Genomic DNA, 22,778 nt, shown 5'->3' with positions numbered 1-22,778 from the left:
TTCATGGCTTGGAATGATCTACTGTACATAATTCGCTTCTATACATAATGGCACTACACTGACATTCAAGTTGAAAAATACCTTTTATTTCTGATACTCAAGATTAAGTAAATTGACATTCTCATTTTCAGTGTTTTTCAAGGCAAATAAATTTATTTTGAATGATTAGGTATAAGCGCCAAACGAAATTCACAAATTTCAGCACCCTATATCTTGAAACCATCAAACAGGATGAGCGCGCGTCCATGCTAATTTATCGCCAAGCACTTAATTTCTATCTGATTTTATAAGCTGATTGATCGACTCATCGTATCGTTGAGCACCCGGCTTTTATGCTCAGTGCTTAAATGGGCATAACGGTCTGTGCTCGCCAGGGATTTATGCCCGAGAATTTCGGCAATCTCTTTTAAGGTTCTACCATCACGGGCCAGTGTACTGGCCACATCATGCCTCATATCATGCCAGCGAAATTTTTTGATGTTGGCGGCTTTCAAGCAATTTGCCCATTGCTTCTTGTAATCGAAGGGTTTGTTGGGATTTGTGCTGGACGGGAACAATAGACCATTGCCGATTTCCCTGTGTTTTTTAAGTTCCTCCATGATAACGCTTGGAATGGGGGTATGGCGTGGCGTTCCGTTCTTGGTTTCAGCTAACAGAGCCAATCCTCTATCAAAATCGATATCGTTCCAGCGTAGCCAATCAAGCTCGCCTTTACGCATGCCGGTTGTTAGCGCCATCAGCACTTTCAGATAGAATTTACCGCCAATGGCTTTGGCCGCTTTCAGTAAACGTTTTTTTTCCTCATCGGAGAGATAACGAACGATCTTGTTATCAACCTTGAGAGAACGAACGCGCTTGCAGGGATTTTCCTCAATGTATTGTTCCAGAACACTGTCATCCTCCTGCTGCAGAGTAGCGTAATCCAAAATGGCTGATAAGACAGCCAGATGCTTATTGTAGGTTGCTGCAGCTTGTGATTTTTTTGGCTTGAGTGTGTCGCGGATCAACTCGGGGGTAATATCGCTGAGCAGATATTTGCCCAAGCGTTGTTCCCACCATGACACCAGCCTGGCCCGGTCATGATCCTTGCCGGTCCACCAGCGCATGTATTCATCAGACAAACGACTGAATTTGATGGTACAGAGTTTGATGCCTTTGGCTTCGTATTCCTGAGATTCAAAAACGGCACGATTGCCCCAGATACGAGCATCTTGCTTACGCCTGAAGGTTTTGGTTTTGACACCCTTACCGGATTTGGTAAGTATGGTGCGATAACGGGTTTCCCCGCTCTTGAGATCAACTTTGATGATGTGGAAATTAAGCATCTGTGTATTCTCGTTCTTGAGAGTATAAAACAAGACTACCTATAAAATCACTGTAGTCGACGGTTTTAGTACACAGTTACTAAGGCTGTTCATCCATGTAAGCCCTTGACTTGCTTTAGTTTTGTTGGTGGGTCGTGTGCGATTCGAACGCACGACCATCGCATTAAAAGTGCGATGACCGTCAAGACGATCTCTTTTGATTTTTTGCGTTTTGGCGAATATTTGCGAAGATATTTGGGAAGGACTTTTTTCGTTAGGAATAAATTATGGTTAAGTCACATTTTAATATCTTCGCAATCCTCATCACTGTGTTTCTGGTCTCAGGTTGCGGCACTTTCAAACCCTATGCGCAGAATCCATTCAATCCTGATGCTCGGATTAAGCCCATTTCCACGGCGGAAAGCGCAGGCGGTGGAGGAAGGTCGCTGGCATACCGGGCAACAGATCTTGGCTTGACGGCGGCCAGCCGCCCTGTTCCCGGTACGATTCCGCATGGTGCCGAGGTCGGCATTGCCGCCGCAGCCCTGCTGCTGGGAGGGCCCTCCGGATCTGGGATTGTGCCGGATAATGACAACTACCTATTAATAGGTATGCCGCTGACCTATGCGACAGATGAAGCCGATGCACAGTTGAAAATGGGAGCTTTGATGGAAAAAGCGATTATTCAATCGCTTTCGCCCGAATATCAGACGAAAATAGAGGAGTACGATGATCACCATTCTTTTAGCAAAGTGTTAAGGCCGCGCTGGATTCGTGTCAATGGCCCGCTGTGCGAAAATTGGTCATGCCAAGTTACTGCCCCCATACCGACCCAAAGTGCTGGGCAATGGGAAGGCGAGATTGTTAAAACGACGAATAATGGCAGGGAAATTTACTGGTACCAAAATATTTTCAGGGAAAAAATTGGCTTCGTGAAAATCACCAAAGAATTTGATAAGTCAGCGATAATTGCCGGCTCTCGACATTTTGTGGAAGGTCAGGAACTGTCCTATTTCGATTATGCAGGATTTTACCAGCGGGTTTCAGCCAATCTTCCGGAGTGGGTCAGTTTAGTCATAACTAGGAAAGGCGATAAACCTTATGCGCTAAGTCAGGGTAATCAAATTGAGTTACACGTTAAATAATAATTTGGCATTTTCTTGTTGAATTATAAGGAATCCGATAAGTTGAGTTATCCACAAAATCTGTGGATAACTCAGCATTAGCGCCCCTTTCATTCCGCACTGTTCTTATTGTCCAGTCGGATTGACTAAAAAGTAGACAACAATCACATATGGTCCAACAAATACTGTCGATGGGCGTCAATATTTGTTCCTTGGGTTTGGGTGTTTAACCGATCCTGCACGTTGCTGGTTCGGGTATCGTTCGGTAAATCTTCGCTAGTAGCCATTCCTTCACTATATAATGACTCTGCCACAGTGCCGCTAAGCGGCATGATATTGGCCACTTTCAACATATTGATCCATTCCCCAAAATCCATCTGGTCAAAGTCCAGGCTGGCAACTTGATCAATCGTAAATCCGTCGCAACTGGGCTCGCGTGGCAATCCAAAACTTGTATTTAACTGTTTCCGAGCCTGCTCCTGAAATACGCGTGCAAATGGACTGGTAAAACAACAGTAGGCTTGTTTTTCCGCCACACAGCCAAAGAAGGTCTCTGCTGAACAGTATGTCCCAATTTCATCAGGCTTGGTGCACATTTTTTGGTCTTTCAGCATGGCTAGTTCCATTTCTTCTTCAGTACAGGCAAAAATCAGCTGCACGACCATTTTCGCGATCTGGAAAATCGCATAAACGATGCCTACAACCGTCATAATCGAGGATAACATTGAGCCTGCCATTGTATAGGTTGTTTGTGCCGCTGCTCCAGCTCCTGTCGTCGTCGCTGTAAGTAAGGTGGAAGCGGCCGTTTCTCCGAATGTTGATGCTATCCACTGGCCGAGCCAATTGGCCACTTGGTTTTTGATTGCTTCCATTGATAAATTGGTAACCATGTCTTCACCAAACATGGACACTACAGAATCGTACATGGAGGAGAATGGTTGGGTTATAGCCGTGTAAGTGTCAGAGATCATATTGACGGGCGCCTGAAATACCGTTCCGTCAGCCACTAATTTCCAAGCGCCCAAAGATCCACCAGCGCCTGCATCTGCCAAGCCAAATTCATAGATTTGGACCGATTTATCCGCCAAATTCCATGTACGACCTGCCAACCAAAGATAATCAATCCAACTTCCCTGGATAGGCATATTGCAGCAATCGACGTTCCCCAAGATGGAAAGATCCGCCATCTGGCACCACATCGCTTCGCCTTTAAACAGCTTGCACTCCCCGGATGCCGGATCACAATCCTTCGCTTTTTGCGCCTCATTCAGCGTCTGAAGCGCGGTTGCCGCCTTGATAAAATCTTCATTCGATTCCTGTGGCGGATCAACGCATTCGCCGCCCATGCAGCGTATTTGCGCATCGCAAATGGTCTTCTCGCCGTCATTTGACAGATCACAGGCCGCCTCGTGATCGGTCCCGCAATCATAGGTGACGATGAATTCCTTGCAAGCGCCGGTAATGGCGTCTATGCGATCATTGCCGTTATCATCCTTGGCACATTGCTCCTGGACATAAGCGCAGTAGGGATTGGATGCCAGCGATTCGCAGGTATCATGGGCGCTGAGTGGATAATCGTACTCCGGACATATCTCATAGCCCTTATAGTCGGTATAACAGGGTTCGACCACATGCGTGCTCGGCACGCGCGATTCTGCCTGATAGCAAATGGGCGCCAGCGGCGAGGCAGGCGGATCAGGCAGTATAGGCCCCGCCAGTGCGCCGTATTCTTGCGGGGTAATGGTGATGGGCCCCACCGCTCGATCATTCGACGCATCCAGGCATTGCCACCAGTCGGTCGAGGCCTGATCGTTTAACGAACCGGTTGATGACCAAATGGGCGGCGACCAAATGGGCGGCCAGGCTTTGAACACCCGCTCTCTGCATCCAGGCGGTTGGTCGATAAACTGTTCACTCAAATCCGAACTGGAGATTACTTTTAACGTCGCGGCGGCTTCACCCAGTCCGCCCACTAACGTTTCCTGCCGTACCACAACCGTTCCGCCCTGTGCGGCATTTTTAAACGCGGCCGTAATATCGGTACCGGGATACTCGACCCAGTTTTGCCCTAAATCGCAGCTGCTTCCTCCCCAGCCGGTCCCCCCTGTGTAAACCAGAGTATCGTTGACGTAGATGCGGGTATAGTCGTCGTATTTAACACTATCGATCGTGACCTGAGTGATGGCTTCCGGGCGCAGAACCACATAACTGGCATTCCAGGTATAGAATGCGCACTCCCCTTCCAGGGTGTTATTGGTGTCAGGACCCACGATCAGATTGGTACAGCCGGATCCGCAGTTGGCAATCTTGCCGTCTCCTGACCCGAAGCCCATGACCGGCGTATAGGAAACCGCGCGCGTCACTTTGCACGTCTCGTTCCCCAAGACTTTTTTGCACGTTCTCAGGTCTTCCACATGGATGGGACAGGAGGTCTCGGCCCAGTTCGTGGTTTTAGTGCAGCCGCTGAACATATCGTCGATCAAAGGCGACTGCCGGGACAGCACCGCATCCGATTGTTGCCAGATCGGATCGTTGTAGATATTCGGCATTGCCGTATTGGCGCCCATTAGGGTCTGGTAGGCGTAGGCATGCGTGGACGATCCGGTGGACAGCGCGCTGACGGTATTGTTGACGTAAGTGCCTTGCGCCGCCGAGTTACCGTAGGCCTCGACTGCCGCATCCATCGAGCCGGGCTGTATCTCCTGGAACATTTCGTTTTGCTGGAGCTTCTGGCCGGCAACCTGCCCGTTGGTCAGGGTTATTTCCCCGGATGAGGCATCGACATTCGGTATCGTAAACTCGGACATCAGGGTTCCGCCGAACGCTTCACCTTCCGCCGCCTTGTCCATGAAGGCGTCCGCAAACGCTGGAAACGGCGTAAAGAAGGCGACTCGAGCGGCAAGGTAAAATACAGCAACTGAGTTATGAAAAATGCAGAAAATGAGAATTTCTGCGACGGCTTTTCTGATTTTTTGCATGGGTGCTTGTTCTTGTTCTTAATCTGTTGAGCAGCAGTCGGCGTGCTGGATTAGTCTTCGTGATCGGTTAAACAGCAATCCGTGTAACGCCAGATCAGGTAGACAAAATCTTCGCCCGTGCCCGGAATATTCCGCCACTCGCCCCACGTGAATGGTGTCTCTCCGATGTAGTGACAGCAATTCTCGCCAGGAACGACTTTTTCCACTATGCGGGTATTCCCTTCGGCATCCGTTTCTTGTGTGCTGATTTTTTCCGCTTTGGCTTCGGTCACCGGAAACAGCATGCTCATCTTGTATTGCTGTTTGGGAATCATCGGATAAATGGTGCCGCTGCACAGTGCGTCATTACCGTAGGTTTTATGGGCCAGGCCACGCCGGTGCAGGGCCGCCAGCACCCTGGCAGACAGTAGGCTACTGTCTCTGGGCGGCGAGCCATCGGAAGCGATATTGCCGGTGAACGGGTATAAGTTGCCCCAGCAGCCTGCGCACCACCATAAGGAGGTCGAAGGCTGTGTTGTCGATGTAACCGCGCAATCCACCGTGCAAGCCGCCACCGCCAACGGATTGGCAAACGCCACGGCCTCCGGATTCAGGAAGAACGCCAGCTCGTCCACATTCCAGGTCGGGTCGATCTCCGACATATACATCATGTCCATGTTTCTGAAACCGCCGGCATTGCAGCTATTCTGCACGAACAGGTCCAGCATCATGTACAAAGGGAAAGCCCAGTAATGGTAGTTGTAAAAGGTCTTGTCGGTACCGTCGCCTTCCACTTCTTTATGCCCGCCCCACAACCGGACACTGTTGTTGAAGGAAATGCCGCCCAGTGCCGGCGAGCAGTAAGGTTTACGCACGACCTCAATCAGTCTGGCAGGCAGCCAGGCGCCGCCGGTGATGCCCAGCGAGGGGATGCCATCGGCGTCATTGCAGAAACAGAAACTTTGGTCAGTCGCATCATCAGGCACATCCTTATCGTCGTCATAAATGGTGAAGCCCAGGAGCCTGACCGGAAACAGACAGGTCCAGCACACGCCGGTAATCATTTTTTTGCCCCACAGGTCTGCATCGGGGCACAGCAGTTTCTCGGCGGAAACAGACTGGCTTTCAGATGTACTGATGGGGGCGTCCGCCATAGCGTTATGGCCGGCCATCAGGCCGAGCAGAAGCAGTAGGTTAGAAATAATCTTTCTCATCAGTAAAGCTCCCGCGCGGCGATTTCCCTGACCACCACATGATCGCCCTCGCCTTCGATCACGGAAGGCAGCGCTTGGATCTTGAAGCGGTTAATGATGTCTTGGTTCAGCTTGTACAGCGGGCCGTTCACGACCTCGCCGGTCTCGTTGAAGTGATCCCAGCCTCTTTCCTGGTCGATTTTTGAAAACAGATAAATGACGGGTTTGTGCTTTCTGAGCGCGTCATCGCCGGCTTTTTTGGCGATTGCCACCTGTTTTTGGCTGGTCGCGTCAAAGACAATGTAGACATTGCGCATCGGCATGATGGCCTGCGGATTGATTTTGTCCCCTCGGGCAATGATGAGCCGGCCATCCGGATGGAAAATATCCTGCGTCGACACGATGCTCATATCGACATGGCGGTCGCGATTTTTCTCGGCCGCCGGCAGATTGAACGCATCCTGTCTTTTCCAGAAATTGGCCATGGCCTCGCGTCTTTGCCTGTCCCAGTCCATGTGCTCCATCCGGCGCTGGATCTCCTCGATCATATCGGGCTCCAGAATGCCAAACGTGGGGCCTCGCTGACCGTGATCGCCAGGCTCCTGCTTGCTGAGCCACTCAAAGCCGGGCAGACCTCGCGCTATGCGGGTCTTGCCCGCGGCGTCCGTCTCGATCAGGGTGGGGACAACATTCACGTTGAAACGCGTGAACAGCGTAGGGTCAATCACAGCGCCGGGCACCGGCTTCATGTCTTTGACAATCGGGATCAGCTTCTTCGTGATTGATCCGGTGTTAGTCCCGGGTTCCACGCCCCGGAACACCAGCACGGATTTCGAGGCGGCCGCTTCTTCAGCCGCTGCTTTCATTTCGTGCGCTGGCATGGAAAAGGACACGAAAATCCATCGGCCCTGCACCACCCCGACCTGAGTTTGCTTGAGATCACCGGCATTCTGCGCGGTTTGGCTGGCGGCCTGATTGCCGTTCTTCAGTATTTTTTCCAAGGCCGGGCTTAGCTGGGCCGGCTGGGTTCGCAGCCAGTCCGGGATCCTGCGGTTCATGTTGGGCTGTTGTTGTTTCATGAGTTCCTTAAGAAAAAAATCGTCCTCGCCCGCCTGGGCGATTGAGGACGACAGCAGCATCGCGGCTAAGAGGTAACTAGAAAATCGGGTAGGCGCGGCCAATGACATCTTTTTTATCCACTAATCCAAGCAGGTTGTAACGGGAATCCAGGCTGTATTCGTGATCGCCGGCGACGAAGTATTTACCCAGCTGAAGCGTGTTCTTGCCTTCGTGGAGTTCGTCGTTCGGAAACAGCTTTCTGAGGCTGAGGCCTACTTCCTTGCCGATCAGCGTGCGGCCACCGACCGCGAAATCCCGGCCGTTTCGGGTCACGATGTCGCCGGGGCCTGCCAGCAGCCGCTTGGTGAAGGTGTAACCGTCCGGATAGGGAGCGCCGTTGTGCCACCGGAATGCGATCAGCCCGCCGGTTTCGACTTTTTCATCCAACGAAATCAGGAACAATTTGTAAGGCAAGCTGGGCGTCTGGTTGATGGCCAGTCGATAATTGGCATGAATCACGCCATAAAGCGCAATCAACAGTGCCCAGGTAATGGCATGGGTCTTTATATGATTCAGCAAGACAGGCCCGAACGTTTTGCTGCGTGCGATAAAGAGATCGACAGTCAAAGGCTCTCTTGCAGGTTGCGAATTATTCAATGTTGACATAGGCTTCCTCAGGGGCATGCAGAACGGATTGGGCGTCGAAAATAACAATGCCCTGTTCGATTAAGGGTTGGGTCGCTGACTTGATTTTGGTCATGAGCGCTTTGGCGTCGTCTTCGGTTTGCGCCTGGTTGTTGTCCACGGCTTTCTTAACCAGCGCCTGCACATCGACGACGGCTATCTGGGCCGGAATGGGCGAGAAAGAGGCGGCATAATAGCCGCCTCCTGCGCCGCAAAGGCCACAGGCCAATAACAACACGACCAGTTTGACGGGAGAGAGTGGGTTCATAGGAATCAGCCCACCGATAGTCCGTACATACTAACGAATTCCTTCAGTCCGCCCGTCAAACCGGTGCCGATGGCTTTAAATTTCCAGTCTCCTTGGTGGCGATAGATTTCACCGGGAATGACCGCGGTGTACTTCGAGTAATCTTCGGTCAGGTCGTAGCGCCTGATTTCCTGGTCCGTATCAGCGTTCAGCACGCGCATGTAGGCATTCAGGACCTGGCCGAAGTTTTGTTTTTTCTCGAGCGCCTTGTAGATCGACACGCACACGACGAGCCGGTGCTTACCGGCAGGCACCTGATCCAGCTGGATAAGAATGGACTCATCATCGCCCTCCCCTTCCCCGGTCCGGTTGTCGCCGGTATGACGGATTGAGCCGCAAACTGAGGTCAGGTGAGCGGGATTGTAAAAGATCAAATCGCGCTCGCTAATGGCCTTGCCGTCGGCGCCAACCATGATGAGCGACACGTCCAGGTCGAAGGTTTCCTGATCGGACGCCCTGACATCCCAGCCGCATCCGATAAGGATGTTTTTTAAGCTGGGCTCGTCTTTGGTCAGGTTGATGTTTTCACCTTTTTCAAGGCTAATGACTGGCGTATTCATATACTTCTCCTAAATAAAATAGAGGTTGTGGAAGGGGTATGGGCTTAAATTTGAGGCAGATCGGGTGAGCTCGCCCTGTCTTTACTCGGAAAAAGCAGCGAAGCGATGACGCCGAGCAATAACGTGCCTGCCACAATCAATACGCTTGCTTGCGGTGAAATATGGATGCCGGTGTCGCCGATCACGTGGTTCCAGGACTGCAAAGCCATTTTGCCGGCCACGAAAAACAGCAAAACGATGACGGCCGCCTCAAGATGCACCAGATAGCGGGTCAACGCTTCCAGCACGAAATACAGGCTGCGCAAGCCGAGGATGGCAAAGATCATGGCGGCATAGACCAGGATGGGCTGCTCGGTCACTGAAATGACGGCCGGCACGGAATCAAAGGAAAAGGCAATGTCCGAGGTTTCGTTCGCCATCAGGCAGAGAAATGCCGGTGTCGCATAAACCGATCCTTTTCGGGTGACGGCGTGGGAAAAACCGTTTTCGACGATCTCCGCATGTTTCAGGAAGAACCGGTCCAGATGCAGTTTGGTGTAGATCGGCATCAGCTTACCGGTCAGGCGGATGCTCCAATGATCGGCATAGTCCTCCCTTTCATCGCCGGCCTCGTCGTCTTTATTGCCGAGCATTTTGATTGCGCTCCATCCGACAATGGCGGCAAAGACAAAGCCGATCCAGGGGCTGGCCAGAAACAAGCCGGTGCCAATGACGACAAAAACAGCCCTGAAGACCAGGGCGCCGAGAATGCCCCAATAAAGAATGCGGCGCTGCAGTTGGCCCTTGATGCCAAAGGAGGCGAAGATGGCCATGAACACCATCAGGTTGTCTACGGACAGGCTCTTTTCCAGCGCATAGCCGGCCAGATAGAGATCGGCCCACTCCTTGCTGACTCTCGCCCACAGGTAACCATAAAAACCGAGCGCCAGCAGTATCCAAAAGGCAGACCACTTGATGGCGCCGTAAAGTGTTTCCTCCCTTGCGTGCTTGTGCCCTCTCAAATCGATATAAAGAGAGACACTGACAATGGCCAACAAAATGCCCAGGGTTTCGATAGATGATCCGAACGCTTCCAATTTTTTCTCCTCGATAAAAATGCTCTAACTCAACAAGAGAAATCTTACGAGAAAAAAATAGTTTGCATCGGGTCGAAAAACGCCCAAAAACGGCCTGTTTTGATTTTGGCAGGGAAAAATGGCTGGGAAAGTGGTGATTTTCGGACCGGACCTGAGGAAAAAACCGGCGCCGATCAAAAAACTAAATAATCAGTATTTTTTTCAATTCGCCCCCCTTGCATTATTTTTTTTGTGAGTATTATAGAATCAGCTAAGACTCTAAAATCCCTATTCCCAAAGGGTTCCGCCGGATCGTTGCGTTTTTCGCAATCTTTTGGCCTTTAGTTTTGGCGTGTTTTCATTCAAAATTTAAGCGCTTTTTAAGGGCGCCATATGTCGTCGGGTAATAAAGACTCCTATACCGATAAAAACCGCTACGTCGAAATCAAGCCATTTGATTCAGTAGCACCTTTGTTATTCGCTCAATGGAACCTTGAAGTAACTTTCGTTTTAGTAAGGGAGCAAACTATGAACGCAGTAAACCAAGATCTGACCACCATTAATTTTCAATTTCTGATGTTGGTCCGTGAATGTGCCAAACGCAATCTTCTCGAGGCCATCTGGCGATTCCGACTGGATAAGTCTGATGCGGAGAGAATATCTGATATGACCCTCGAACAGATCCAGGACCTGGCCGCCTGCGGCCGGTCCACTTTGGCCATATCCCCATTACCCGAAACGCCGGCCCATATACCAGCCAATGTTGTCGCCGCGTTATTACCCATCCCGGAAGCGCTGGATACTGCCCAGTCCTCGGAAGAGGCTGTTGTCCAACTCCCCGTGTCACCCACTGACGAGGGAGTTGCACGATGAGTCGTATACTGAAAAGTACTTTACGTTTACCGCCGAAAGAGACTGATCTTCTTGGCTGGACGCGAAAGGTGAAGCTGGCTACCGGCATTATCGAAAAAGGGGGGCGTCCGACGATCGTGCAATGTGTTTGCCGACTTCCCAAAAACTTTACGCTGCAGCTGTATAGGGAAATTCATGGCAAGGGCCCTAGTTCCGGTTTGCTGCCTTACGATCCGGACTGGGTCATGAAATCGCCAGAAAATTGTCTGCACGCGTCTGTCTATTGCAACATCCATGAAACGCTGGTTCGCGCTAACACAGGCGCTTGGCGCGGGGAAATTTTTCTTGAAGCTTATAACCGCTATGAGGAAACGTTTGCATTTAAACGCCAATCCGTGCTGCTCAATATCAATCGCGCCTGGTGCATCGAGCGGCAAATCAGTGTGGAACAAGTTGAGCGAATTACCTGCGGCCGATGCAATTACACTTATGCAGTCCTAGCCGAGTACCCGGAAGGCTACAAGTCTTGCCCAATTTGTGATGCCACTATTGATTCGATCGGCCGACAGAAATGGCGTAAGGTGGATTTTGGGGTATGCGGTGTCAAAAAGTCGCTGTACCTTGAAGCCGTTTAATCGGGGAATGGCCATGATCTCTCTGAAAGAATTTTTCAAGCGAAACTCCAAAAACGCCCATGGTTCACGACTTGCCAAACTGGTATCGACAGAGCTGTATTTGTCGAAAGAGCCGTGCGAGATCGATTTTGCCGAAGTCTCGCACTTGTCGCCGGTTTTTTTTCAGGACTTTATCTTTCCGTTAGTCCTTGAATTTGGCTCTCAAACGCTGAGCACTCGGCTGAAATTTGCCAATCTGCAGGAGCAGCATATCAACGCCTATGCCGAGGCCTGCAATCAAACCACGGACTATATCGACAAGCTGTTATTACAGGATGTCAGGCCGTTTGGTGAGATATCCGATTTAACCTGCGAGCTGCTGATCAAGGCAAGGGAACTGTCAAGAAACGATCCGGCCGCGGCGAAAATCATTTTCGGCATCAATAACAGCATGATCGATTTTTTCGCCAAAATGGACATGGAACAAATCCGCCGTGTGGCCGGCTCAGGCGTTATTTGCTTCGAGCCCCGGTTTACGCCTGAGTTTGCTTCGAAGCTGGCGGCATTGGAAGCCGATGAGATGGATGTCCTGCTGCATGTGGTAGGCGGACTCGAGGACATGTATGAGCCAGCCTACGCTTGACCAGTACCATTTGGCTTTGGAGATGCTGGCTTACAAGGCGCGGATCTCCGTTGTGGCGAAAGCAACGGGGCTGCCGCCGGCTCTTTTGCGCCGGGAATATGTGAGAATGCACCAGAAATCGCCGTCCTGTGGGGCGATGAAAACGACGCCCCAGTTTTTTTTCAAGAAGTTCTCGCGCCATAAGGAAGCCACACTGTTCACGTTCTTTTACAGTCTTGAGTCCGAGCCGAATATGTGCAGAAAGTTGATCAATGCCTACAAACGGTATACCGTTTACATCAAGGCTGTCTGGCGCGATGAGCCGCTCATCGATTTCTCGGATGCCTGGTTTATCGCAGGCTGGCATGATTCCGGTGATCTTCGCCTGGTACGCTGCAGCAATTGCCGCAGCGTAAAACTGGTTAATAAAGATCATAACCTTTGCTGCGTTTGTCATTTCTAGTCTACCTGAACAAGCCCCAAAACGGACTTGTTCAGCTAATAGTTCGGGTAATGCGTAACCGCCAAGCTGATCAGGATGCTGGCTGAAACCAATACGGTGGGTATGATCGACAGCGGGAGAGGTAACGGGCATACCAGCCACAGCAGCAGGAAGCCAATCAATGCCAGCAGCATATGCGCCGAGGTGTTATAGAGCGGCGGGATCGGCGGACTGAAAGTATCGGCTTTCAGTCGACGCCCCAGCACACCGGCCACGAAACCCATGGCGATAGGCGCCAGAAACCAGCTCCCGTACAGCGAGATAATGACTGTGCGTAGCGCCAGGTTATAGGCTTGCAGCTTGACGGAGGCGGCCCAGTCGCCGGGAATATCCGCGATGGCCTCGCCGATGTGGTCGCCGCTCCGCCTAAACTTGTCAGAATCATCCCCGTTGTCTCTGAATTCATCCACCACTCTCGCGACCACGGCCAGGTTGTCCCGGTAGAATGCGATGAGTTCATGATCGAGCGCGTCTTTGTTGCCAAACGTGGCGATCGCCTCCTGATAATCGCGCTGGATAGACGACGATATGGTTTTGGGACTTAACAGCATGGGCAAAACCAAGGGCGTGAAAAACATGATCATCAGCCAAATAAGAAAATGCTTGCCGATCATGGGTTAAATCAGGCCAGCCAGCTTGAGCTCTTTCATGGTGAACACCCGGGAGGCGCATAATACTTTGGCCGATGGACTGTTGAACGCCGCCTGCGGTTTTTCGACCCAGCTTAATTCCTCGCTCATGGAGGCATTCACGATCTCGTCAAGATAGCCATGGGTGATCACATCGTGAGGCGTCCATGACCCTTTAACCTTCATCATGAGCGTTAACTCCAGGCAATGGACCAACTCCTCGGACACCCGGCCAATGAAGGCTTTTTGTTCGGCGATATCGTCATTGTTTTTCCGGATCGCTTTGTCGGCCTCGACAAATCCGCTGGACAGGCAATTCACCAGCAGGCTTTCGCCTTCTTTTCTCGGATCGGGGTAATGCAATGTCAGCAACGACGTCAGCCGCTGCGAGGATTCGCGCAAATTAGGCCAGCGGGCGAACAGTTCCTGCGCTGAGGCATTCAATCGGGTGTTTCTGCAGGCTTTTTTTAATTCCACCGGCGCTGACAAAATGGGTGCCTCGCGTCTTAAATAATGTACGTTTTGTTGGTCTGTCATGGTTTCCTAGTGCGTGATAATGGGCAGCCGTCCTTTGATGACCCGGCCGCCGGCGATGGATGCAATGTAATGAAAATTCGGCAAATGCCCCAGCAGGTGCTGGGGGAACAGGTCGTGATCCCCGTAAACCAGTGACTGGCCGCTATTGCCGGAGTAATTGATAATGTTCTCAGCGGAATTCACCGCGCTGGAAATAGTCTGTTGTACGGTTTTGATCCAGGTCTGCCCGAAGGTCTCGACCACGAATTTCTGGGTTTCGCCATCCTTGATGCGCAAGGTGATCAGGTTGTTGCAGTTGCCGACCACCTGCCGGGCGCGCGCTTCATCGCCCAGCCGCGCGACGATATCCGGTAAGGTCTGGGTCGCCATGACCACCTGGAACCCGGCGCCACGGCCTTTGTTGAGGATCTGGATAAACGGCAGGTTGACCACTTCGGCCGCTTCATCGACGTACATCGAAATGCGCCCGGGCTTGTTGCCGCTGTTGTAGATCATGCCGGCGACCGAAGCGAAGTCGGCCAACACAATCGAGCCTATGGCCGAGGACACGATGGAGTCCGACAAGGAATCCAGGCCCACGTACAGGACGTGGTTGCCCGAAATAATCGTCGACGTGTCCATGATCGGCCGGGGATCGTTAGCATCTTCCTCATCCGGCGACAGCAGGCCACCCAACTCTCCCGAGGTCAGCATATTCAAAACTGGAATTAATGAGGCAATCATCTTGGAAAAGTGCATACGGTTGTGTTCCACCAGTGACAGCAAGCCATCGATGCCCTCCGCCCCTTTTGGCCCATTGCTCCAGGTGGTCCGGTACCATTCGATGATGGCCAGCCAGTCCGGATTGGCAATGGTTTCCATTTTCTTGGCTTTGCCGGCGCGCGCTTTGGCGAAGAACGGTTCAGCACTGGTTTTCCATTCCGGATCCGTGCGCTCGGCGTGCGCCTCTATCGCTTTGACCAACAGCGACTCAGCGCCGCCTTCAATGAAATAGCGCAGTTGCTTGATCGATGGCCGCTTGCCGGTTTCAATGAGGCCCTGCGCGACCAGGTTCAAGGTCCTGAAGGCAAACGCCGTGAAGGCGTCAGAGCCGCCCGTCTGCGACGGCATCAAGGCCGCGATGCGCGAGGCCAGTTCGGTCGCCCGGGTGAAATTGCGCATGGTGTCGAGGCGGATCGAGGAGCGGGGAAACGCCGGATGGAAAAACAGGAAGGCATCGCGTCGGCCGGCTCTTTGGCATTCCAGCTCCATGCGGTCGCGCAGCTCCTTGTCCCCTTTCGGGTCGATCATGATCACGATGTCGCCCCGATGGATGGCCTGCGTCACCATCACTTCGAACGCGCGCGTTTTACCGGCCCCCGTCGTCCCGAACACGATCGTGTGCCCTTCCAGGGATTTAAGCGGGATATGCACCTCTTCTTCCTTGCCCCTGTTCAGCCCGTGAATCCAAGGGCCGCCGGGATTTTCCTGGTCATGGCTCATTTTCGCACCGGACAGCATGTAATCGACCGCGCGCTGCGTATGCGTAGGCGTCCAGTCAAATCCCCAGCCGAGCCACATCTTTTCCGGCTTGGCCAGATTCAGCAGCGCAGCGACTTCCAAAAAAGTCAGCATTTCGCCGATTTTACCTCGTCCTAGCAGACTCAGCCCGCTTACCGCCGACCTCAGCGCCATCGCGGCGAATAGGCCGCTGGCAGCCAACAGGGAACTGGCGCCGGGCAGTATCAAATAACCGGCCAAAGTCACCGCAACCGCTATGAACCAGGTGCCGGCGATATAAAACTCGTAAGGCTTGCGGATATAGGGATCAAAATTATCGCTGGCCATTTGATAGGTCCGCCTTGACCAGAAAATAACGGGATTTGGCTTTGCCCGTGCTATCCAGCCCTGTCTCATAGCCGTCTATTAATTCGAGCAGGCCCGCCGCCCTTAACACCGTCATACACTCCTTCAATTCCAGCTTGGTATTTTTCAGCCCGATCGCAGCCACTTTAGTGATGCCGCCGGATCGGGGTTCCAGGTGTTCGGCCGGCAGTTTTTTCAGCCGAGCCAGGATCAGGCCGGCCCGGGCTGCTGGATCGCCAGTGCTCTTTGGGGGCGCGCTGCTAAACAAATCCTCCACCCCAACAGTGTCATGACGTCGGGTGGCCTCTTGAGGCTTGCCCGGATCGGCTTTAGGCGCTTTTGGGCCGGAGCCGATTAATGCCGCCAGCAGATCCGCATGATCATCGTTATTATTCGGGTCGGCCCGATCGATTTCTGTGCTCTGGGTTTGGGCTGATTTTGGGTTTTTCGCATTTTCCTCTGGCCGATTAGAGTGCTTGCTCTTCAGGGATTTTTGACCATCGTCTTTGAGGGGCTTTCTTGTCTGTTCGGCTTCAGCTACGTTCGGGCTTACAGACTCAGGAGCTTCCTCTGCTTTTGTTGATACCGAATATTGGGCCGCCACTGACTGAGACAATAAAGTGGCAGCATCAAGCGTTTCTCCTTGCGGTTCTGGCCTGGCGTGCGCCTGTGGAGCCGCATTGGTCAAGGGGACAGACTCAACAACCGTTTCCGCTTGCGCAATAGCCGGCGTAGCGGGCGCAAGCGGCTGAAGCGTTTCCTCCGCTTTTTCAGGTTCGACCGCTTCCGCTGATGAGTCTTGGGATTGGTTTTGATCGGCCTGGCCACTCTCTACCCACTCTGGCACGTCAGTCTCTGCCAAAGGAAAATCACGATAATCGATCGCGTCGGACTGGTAGTCGGACGCATAATCGGCATCGTACAGGTTAACCGCCGATGAATCCGTCTCGCCATTGAATAGCGCCTCAAGATCGGGATCTTCTTCACGGGCAGGCTGCGGCAGCTCTTCTTTTTGCTCGACGGCTGGCGCTTCGGGTTTGCCAAACAGAATAGCGAGATCGATCTTTTCTGAGGTCGAACCTGACGATTCCGTAGCGGATTTTGTCGTGATGCGGGTGTCATAATCGATATCCGGGTCATACTCATCGTGTGAATCCTGTGGACTTGCTGTTTCTTCTGCCGGCGGCGCGCCGCTGGTGTCAAAGGAGGCATTATCCTGGCTGGCCACCGCTGCCGTCTGCGATTGTCCTGTGGCCGTCTTGCCGGCCGATTCGTTACCCGCCAGATCTTCATCATCGTCTTCTTCTTCGATTGCAACGAGCAGGTTATCTTCGATCGGTTTGGGCTGGTCTTTTACGAACAGGATTTCATAGCGGGCGAGCTTGAGTGCCTCCAGCGGTTTCTTTTCGGCGCTCTCGGCAACCGGTATCGCGATATCGAACAGGTAGCTTCCCATGGCGTTGCTGACAATGATGCCGGCATCGAGCATGATTTCGGCCAGAATCTCCTGCGTGCTGGGAATGAACGGGCTTTCCGCTAATTTGAGTTCTTGCTGCATATCGCTGGCCGCCAGTGGCCAGACCAGAAAAACGCCGTCCAGGCCGTGCCATATCCGGCCGTTTTCCTCGTTAGGTTGCCAGCGTTTCTTCTGAACCAGATGGCGCATGGCATCGATCAGCCAAGGCTCAAGGTGCATGCCAGCCAACGGTTTGCCGTAACGATCGGCATAGCTCCACGCATCACGCTCCATGAGCTTGTATTTGACCTTCTCGTTGATCTTGGCCAGCGGGTTGTTGAAGTTTTGCTGCTCGCACAAAGCTGAAAACAGAGTCGTGTAAATCGCTTTCTCGCCTCTCGCCAGGATTTCCACTTGTTCCGTTTTGATCGCTTTGCCGGCCAACGTGAAGACCATCGAGCTGTTTTCCGTATGGCTCCAGCGGATCTGGTAGCGCTTTAAATTGTTGCGCTGCAGCCATTCATACAGCGATTCGATGCCCGGATGCCAGTCAATGCCGAGTTCGTCGGAATAGACGGCCAGTTTCGAGATAGTCGTGATCGCTTCGCTGAACAGGCCGGTCAGAAACGCCGCGTGCGCCCAGAGCGATTCCTCCTCTTTCCGGATTTCGGGCGTTGCCCGGGTCAGGATGCGCCGCTCGGCATAGCGGATGGCAAACAGCGCCACCTCCAGGCTAAACGCGAACAAGCCGCCCGGTAGTTTGAAATGATGCTTTTCCGAGGCCGGCAACAAGTGCGTCATTTCGGCCAGGTGCCGGATCGGCGCCATGATTTTGGCTTCCACGTCCGCCTTGTTATGCGGCCCTGACAGCCCCCGGGCCAGAATGATCTGTTTGATCATGGCCTCATTTTTCTGTATCAGCAGATCGACGGGAATAACCGGAAAGCCTTGCGGAAAGCCGGGCAAGCGGTGGAAATACTCATCAAAAAGCGGCTCGCTGGGGGCTGCCAACTGTTTTTTCAGGCTCAGCGTACTCTTCGGCTGAGGCTTCTTTCTGAATAATGAAGCGAGGGAGGCGATTGTTTTGCGCATGGGCTTAACCGCGTTATCTGGTATGCTGATCGATCAGTTGCTGGATGCGGCGGCGCATGTCAACCGGGTTGCGCATGTTTCTCAGCTCGATATCGACCGTGCCGTTGGTGCCGGCCGAGTCAAGATGCACGGCCCCGATGCCGAGCAGGCGGTCTAAAACGCTCTGCTCCACGCCCACCGTTTTGATGTCGTTGAAGCGGATCTGGACCTGGGATTGCGCGATGATCCCTTTTTTCAGCATCACGCCATCCTGGTCGAAAATCATTTTCACGGCAAAGTAGCTGTAGATGAAGCGCAAGCCATACAGGACCAGGGCCAATCCGGCATAAGCGACAACGGTGCCCAAGCCTTTCAAATCCAGCCAGTCGGGTATGCCCTGAAGGTTGAGCAGAGCGAACAGCCAGCCGATCACCTTGAAAGGGCTGCTGGCCAGCACGGCACCAAGGATAATTTCCAGATAATGCGGAATGAAGCCCCGGAAGGCCTGGCGGTACTCCATCACGTTCGGCCGTTGCCTGTCGGCCGGTACTGGTTGTTGTTGAGCCGTTTGCGTCATGCTCCGTCGGGTCGTGAAACCCAGATAATGGTCCGGCATGACGGTATAGGCTGAGCCGGTCTCGCGGTTCAATAGCTCGCACATGGCTTGGGCATCGTCGAGGCTGGCAAACGAATTGGCGGCCAGGTCAATGGGGCTTGTTGTCATCATAAATAGCGATCGCCTTGTTTCTAAGTTGTTGGAGATAAGGTCCTGTATAGTCGATGTCGAGCCACGACAGCCACAACCAGAGCGTGGTGTCTTCCGGGGGCGCGGTGAAAAATCGCAACGCCCTGTCGCGGACCAGTCGGTTGCCTGACCGCAGATCCGTCCGGGCGGTCGTAATGACCGAAACGGCCAGTGCTTTGTAGAGCGCAATTTCTTGGTCGTACATTGAGGCGCTGTAAGTTCCTGATGGGTTGTTCATCATTGTTCTTTGTGTTCTTTGGGCACCCTGACCATGGTGAATTTGGAGCGCGTGTCGCCCTTGTTGCTCATCTGCACGCCGATCACATGGAAAGGGCGAATGTACTGCATCAGCTTCGCTTCGATTTTCATCTTGCGCACCAGGTTGTCCCAGTACATCTGGTCCACGCCCAGCACGACCTTGGTGGCGACGTTGGAAAAGAAGTCTTCCGAAAAATGAGTCGGCGATTGGCTGGCGCATACCAGCCCCAGGCCAAACTTCCGGCCTTCTTTGGCGATGGTGTTGATGATGTTGTTCTGGTCGTCCCGGAAAAACAGGTGCGCTTCGTCGATGATCATGATGTCGCGCAGCAAGCCTTCCTGTTCCCGCCGGACAGGGCCTTTTTCCATGGCCGCCGAGAACAGCTCCTGCAGCCTGAATTCCACGAACATGCGCTTCTCATCCTCACGCAAGGCGGTGATGTCGTAGTGCCAGACGGGGTTGGCGGGATCGAAGGGCGGTGGCTGGTTTTTGAAGATGCCGCTGGCCTTCAGGTTATCGAAGCGCTCGACGACCGATTTCAGGACTTCTTTCGATTCATATTTGATGAAGTCTTCCAACTCCTTGCCGGTTTCCAGGTTCTCGATATAGGCCTTGTAGAATCTCAAGGCATCCGTGCGCAGCTCCATGGCCTTTTCAGTCAGCTCATCGTCTGCTTTGGCGCCAGACGCGGCATGCTGTTTGGAGATTCGGTACAGTTTTGTGGTGACTTTGTTGAGCTCTTCGAGCGCCCTGCCCGATTTGGTGTCGCTGCCGATAATGAGCTGCTTGAGTTTGCCAAAAGCGAAACGGCAGGCGTCGTCCATGGTCGGGTATCGCTTGGGGTGTCTTCTGGAAAAACCGTCATTAAGCACCCAGGATTTGTAATTGTCCGCAAAGAATCCGTTGGCCGAATAGAGGTCATTAATCAAGTGGCGCATGACTGCTTCCTGCCGTGAGCCTATGGGCCGGGCGCCGTTGATGGTGGCGATGAAATCCTGAGTTCGCTTCCTGACGCCGCCGAAGTGCCTGTCCGGGCTGACGACGAAAGGGTTCAAGCCATATTCGGTGGATTCCGAGAATCGGACCGAAGAAGCGCCCTGGATATCGATATCGCCATGCACATCCATGATATGGATGCGCGGCGCGGGCGAGAACCGGCGCATTTGCTGTATGGCCCGTCTCAGGAATGTAGTTTTGCCCATGCCAGTCTTGCCCATGATCAGCATATGGGCATTCACGACGACATCAAAATCGCAAAAGATCGGCTGTGTCTGATTTTTGGATAACAAGTAGTCATCCTGACCTAACTCTATTTTCATTTTCTAAAATGGCTTCTAAGTAATGAAGCCGCTATTTTAGAAGAACGATTTTTATTGCGTCGGGTCGAAAAACGCCCAAAAACGGCCTGTTTTGATTTTGCGCTGGCGTCAGCCCTATAAATGTTTAGATGTTTTCCTGCGATGAAAGAAATCCCGTGATGCCCACCCGCGAGGTTTTATCTTGTCGCGTTGGCATACCCGCAGGTAGTTCCAGACCGTGCGCCGGATTTGTTTTTCCATAAAATATGACATTTCAGTGATACAATCATGGAATCTCCGGTAGAATATGTCATCATGTGCCGCTTCGCGACTGTCTCCATCCCCGGCGTGACAGGCTTCATGTACCATGATGTGCATCAATTTCAGAAGACCGGTTCGACCATCAGTCAAGATTTCTTCCAGCAGCGTTTCGTTGATCGCTACATAGTTTTTTGAATCGGTCCACGCTGCATAAATATCCGCACGCCCGATCTTGATTTGAGGGACAAAATAAATCCCATTTCGCCCTGCGGCTTTCCATAAAACCTTTCGGGCGGGCGCCTTGATCGCTCTGAAAATGCATTGCAGGTCCTTATTCACCTCATTCAACTCAAGAAGCTTGGATTCCTCGAAAAACGATTGCCTTGCCTCCGTAAACGGCGTGATTGCAAAACGGGATAGATAATGTTCCTCAAGATAATGAGCGCTTTCCTTGCCAGCGTTGCGTCGCCACGCCGTTTTAAGAGCCTGTTCCAGACCTAAAGAGTCTGAGCAATCAAAACGGTAGAACATGTCTGGATGAAGAACAACTGCTAAGCCAGATTGTGCAATTTTTTCACCGATGCGAATTTCCTTATCATTAGCGACCACCAATTGACCTTTCTTATACACAAGTTCTTTCAAGGATATATGATCGCGAGGCAGTATCGTGATAGTTCTGGCTGTGATGTCCCCATTTCCAGACAACAACTCGCGTGCAGCGCGAATGCGTCCATTCTCGTCCAGGCGACCATTCTGATTGCGGCGAATCTTTTGAGATAGCTTCTTTACCTCTTTGGCGATCACTTGCCAGACCGGGCAATCTTTCCGCAGAATTTCCGTTCTGCTGATATTGAGTTTGATGGCTTTTTTAGTGACGACAATGCCGCCGCAACCCCAGTGATGTCCGCTGTCCTCACGCACTAGAATGCCTTGGTTATAGATGATAAGTGGCCCGGTCGGCTTAACCCTGATATACGCATTATCAGTTTCAACATCCCATGGCTCCGCATCAAGACTGCGCGAAATCGTATTGCCATTCAGGATGACATTCAGCGGAGTGTAGCCAACTAAATTGCGAATTTCCCCCAACAGGGTTTCATACTGATCATCTTCAAAGCCGTATTCCTCATCTTTTTCGAGAATCAGCGGTTCGTACCACTCCCCTTCAATCTTGCAGCCAGGAAGTATTTCGGTCATAGATGACAAGTCAAATCCGTATCCAATCGTTTTGATGTCCACGGCCATTTGAAATTGATTCGATTGCCACACTGTCGATGCGAATCCCATAATCTGTCCCCGGCCAACTCTGAAGCGCCCAAACTTCGCGTCACCCTCGATATGTGGGGTGCCGAATGTTGCAAAGAACGACTCTACATCCTGAATAGTTGCGAAACCATGTCCATCATCGCGCAAGGAAAATCCCATGCGGCTGACCTCAATCGAGCATTGCGTCGCTCCTGCGTCAATACTATTTTGGATTAACTCAATAATAGCCTTCCCTGCGCTTCCGGCCTGACTATGAATAAAGTGTCCTAGGACGGCAGAATGAATTTTGAATTCCTTACGTTCAACAGCAGTTTGATATGTATTCAACATTAAAAATACTCCTAATTAGTATGAAACTTTACGCGAAAATTTGCGTTATGCGTCTTGTCAACAATCGGTCTCCAATGTGTAAATAGGCTGGTATTCATCAAAATAGGATGGCTTCTAACAACGTCATCTTTTTTAAAAGTTCCATTAGGTGCATCTTGACCGGCTAAAAATTCGACAATTTCAAACTCCATCGGAGCGCGTCATAAGCGTAGTCGATCGGGCCGGCCGCATCATTTTTCGAAATCAGG

Annotated in this window: 21 protein-coding genes; 5 read left to right on the top strand and 16 right to left on the bottom strand. The window is 52.1% G+C overall.

Annotated features, from left to right (window positions below):
* Positions 1-284 precede the first annotated feature (284 nt).
* Positions 285-1,325, bottom strand: a complete 1,041-nt coding sequence (locus IT781_RS18845; protein ID WP_194971725.1) for a site-specific integrase — start codon at positions 1,323-1,325, stop codon at positions 285-287.
* Between the two features lie 266 nt (positions 1,326-1,591).
* Between IT781_RS18845 and IT781_RS18840 the strand changes: the two genes are divergently transcribed.
* Positions 1,592-2,449, top strand: a complete 858-nt coding sequence (locus IT781_RS18840; protein ID WP_194971724.1) for a hypothetical protein — start codon at positions 1,592-1,594, stop codon at positions 2,447-2,449.
* 143 nt (positions 2,450-2,592) lie between these two features.
* Here the strand turns inward: IT781_RS18840 and traN are convergent, their stop codons facing one another.
* Genes traN through IT781_RS18805 form a run of 7 tightly spaced genes read right to left on the bottom strand, consistent with a single transcriptional unit; the run spans position 2,593 to position 10,264 of the window.
* Positions 2,593-5,406, bottom strand: coding sequence for a conjugal transfer protein TraN (traN, locus tag IT781_RS18835; protein ID WP_194971723.1), 2,814 nt, complete (start codon positions 5,404-5,406; stop codon positions 2,593-2,595).
* Between the two features lie 50 nt (positions 5,407-5,456).
* Complete coding sequence (locus IT781_RS18830) at positions 5,457-6,557, bottom strand: TraU family protein (RefSeq protein ID WP_370527047.1); 1,101 nt, start codon at positions 6,555-6,557, stop codon at positions 5,457-5,459.
* 41 nt (positions 6,558-6,598) lie between these two features.
* Complete coding sequence (locus tag IT781_RS18825; protein WP_194971721.1) at positions 6,599-7,765, bottom strand: TrbC family F-type conjugative pilus assembly protein; 1,167 nt, start codon at positions 7,763-7,765, stop codon at positions 6,599-6,601.
* Positions 7,734-8,303 (bottom strand): S26 family signal peptidase, encoded by a 570-nt coding sequence (locus IT781_RS18820; protein ID WP_194971720.1) that lies wholly within the window; start codon positions 8,301-8,303, stop codon positions 7,734-7,736. The genes IT781_RS18825 and IT781_RS18820 overlap by 32 nt, the downstream gene beginning before the upstream one ends.
* Positions 8,287-8,589 carry a hypothetical protein gene (locus tag IT781_RS18815; protein WP_194971719.1) on the bottom strand — a complete coding sequence of 101 codons (303 nt, stop codon included), beginning with the start codon at positions 8,587-8,589 and terminating at the stop codon, positions 8,287-8,289. The genes IT781_RS18820 and IT781_RS18815 overlap by 17 nt, the downstream gene beginning before the upstream one ends.
* A gap of 5 nt (positions 8,590-8,594) precedes the next feature.
* On the bottom strand, positions 8,595-9,188 hold the full coding sequence (locus tag IT781_RS18810; protein WP_194971718.1) for a TerD family protein: 594 nt from the start codon (positions 9,186-9,188) through the stop codon (positions 8,595-8,597).
* A 44-nt stretch (positions 9,189-9,232) separates the two neighbouring features.
* Complete coding sequence (locus IT781_RS18805; RefSeq protein WP_194971717.1) at positions 9,233-10,264, bottom strand: TerC/Alx family metal homeostasis membrane protein; 1,032 nt, start codon at positions 10,262-10,264, stop codon at positions 9,233-9,235.
* 372 nt (positions 10,265-10,636) lie between these two features.
* Between IT781_RS18805 and IT781_RS18800 the strand changes: the two genes are divergently transcribed.
* From IT781_RS18800 to IT781_RS18785, 4 genes are read left to right on the top strand one after another with little or no spacing between them, the layout of a single operon-like run.
* Complete coding sequence (locus IT781_RS18800) at positions 10,637-11,116, top strand: flagellar transcriptional regulator FlhD (RefSeq protein ID WP_194971716.1); 480 nt, start codon at positions 10,637-10,639, stop codon at positions 11,114-11,116.
* Positions 11,113-11,730 (top strand): FlhC family transcriptional regulator, encoded by a 618-nt coding sequence (locus IT781_RS18795; protein ID WP_194971715.1) that lies wholly within the window; start codon positions 11,113-11,115, stop codon positions 11,728-11,730. Before IT781_RS18800 ends, IT781_RS18795 begins: the two co-directional genes overlap by 4 nt.
* Positions 11,731-11,743: 13 nt before the next feature.
* Positions 11,744-12,352, top strand: coding sequence for an STAS-like domain-containing protein (locus tag IT781_RS18790; RefSeq protein WP_194971714.1), 609 nt, complete (start codon positions 11,744-11,746; stop codon positions 12,350-12,352).
* Positions 12,333-12,794, top strand: a complete 462-nt coding sequence (locus IT781_RS18785) for a FlhC family transcriptional regulator (RefSeq protein WP_194971713.1) — start codon at positions 12,333-12,335, stop codon at positions 12,792-12,794. The genes IT781_RS18790 and IT781_RS18785 overlap by 20 nt, the downstream gene beginning before the upstream one ends.
* A 35-nt stretch (positions 12,795-12,829) precedes the next feature.
* Here IT781_RS18785 and IT781_RS18780 read toward each other — a convergent pair whose 3' ends face one another.
* The 8 genes from IT781_RS18780 to IT781_RS18745 all read right to left on the bottom strand — a co-directional run bounded on the left by IT781_RS18780 (position 12,830) and on the right by IT781_RS18745 (position 22,530).
* Complete coding sequence (locus IT781_RS18780) at positions 12,830-13,447, bottom strand: DUF4400 domain-containing protein (RefSeq protein ID WP_194971712.1); 618 nt, start codon at positions 13,445-13,447, stop codon at positions 12,830-12,832.
* A 3-nt stretch (positions 13,448-13,450) separates the two neighbouring features.
* A complete protein-coding gene (locus IT781_RS18775) occupies positions 13,451-13,999 on the bottom strand; it encodes a hypothetical protein (protein ID WP_194971711.1) in 549 nt (182 codons plus the stop codon).
* Positions 14,000-14,005: 6 nt separating this feature from the next.
* Positions 14,006-15,826, bottom strand: coding sequence for a conjugative transfer system coupling protein TraD (gene traD, locus IT781_RS18770; RefSeq protein ID WP_194971710.1), 1,821 nt, complete (start codon positions 15,824-15,826; stop codon positions 14,006-14,008).
* Positions 15,813-18,392 (bottom strand): MobH family relaxase, encoded by a 2,580-nt coding sequence (gene mobH, locus IT781_RS18765; protein WP_194971709.1) that lies wholly within the window; start codon positions 18,390-18,392, stop codon positions 15,813-15,815. Before mobH ends, traD begins: the two co-directional genes overlap by 14 nt.
* 13 nt (positions 18,393-18,405) lie before the next feature.
* Positions 18,406-19,098, bottom strand: coding sequence for a PH domain-containing protein (locus tag IT781_RS18760; RefSeq protein ID WP_194971708.1), 693 nt, complete (start codon positions 19,096-19,098; stop codon positions 18,406-18,408).
* Positions 19,076-19,321 (bottom strand): hypothetical protein, encoded by a 246-nt coding sequence (locus IT781_RS18755; protein WP_194971707.1) that lies wholly within the window; start codon positions 19,319-19,321, stop codon positions 19,076-19,078. The genes IT781_RS18760 and IT781_RS18755 overlap by 23 nt, the downstream gene beginning before the upstream one ends.
* A gap of 32 nt (positions 19,322-19,353) precedes the next feature.
* Positions 19,354-20,694: an ATP-binding protein gene (locus IT781_RS18750; RefSeq protein WP_194971706.1), complete on the bottom strand. Its 1,341-nt coding sequence runs from the start codon at positions 20,692-20,694 to the stop codon at positions 19,354-19,356.
* A gap of 114 nt (positions 20,695-20,808) precedes the next feature.
* Complete coding sequence (locus IT781_RS18745; protein ID WP_194971705.1) at positions 20,809-22,530, bottom strand: ATP-binding protein; 1,722 nt, start codon at positions 22,528-22,530, stop codon at positions 20,809-20,811.
* Between the last annotated feature and the right edge of the window lie 248 nt (positions 22,531-22,778).

The sequence above is a fragment of the Methylobacter sp. BlB1 genome, from assembly GCF_015476545.1.
In the GTDB taxonomy this organism is placed as follows: Bacteria; Pseudomonadota; Gammaproteobacteria; order Methylococcales; family Methylomonadaceae; genus Methylobacter.
This window is presented reverse-complemented; position numbering and strand designations above follow the sequence as displayed.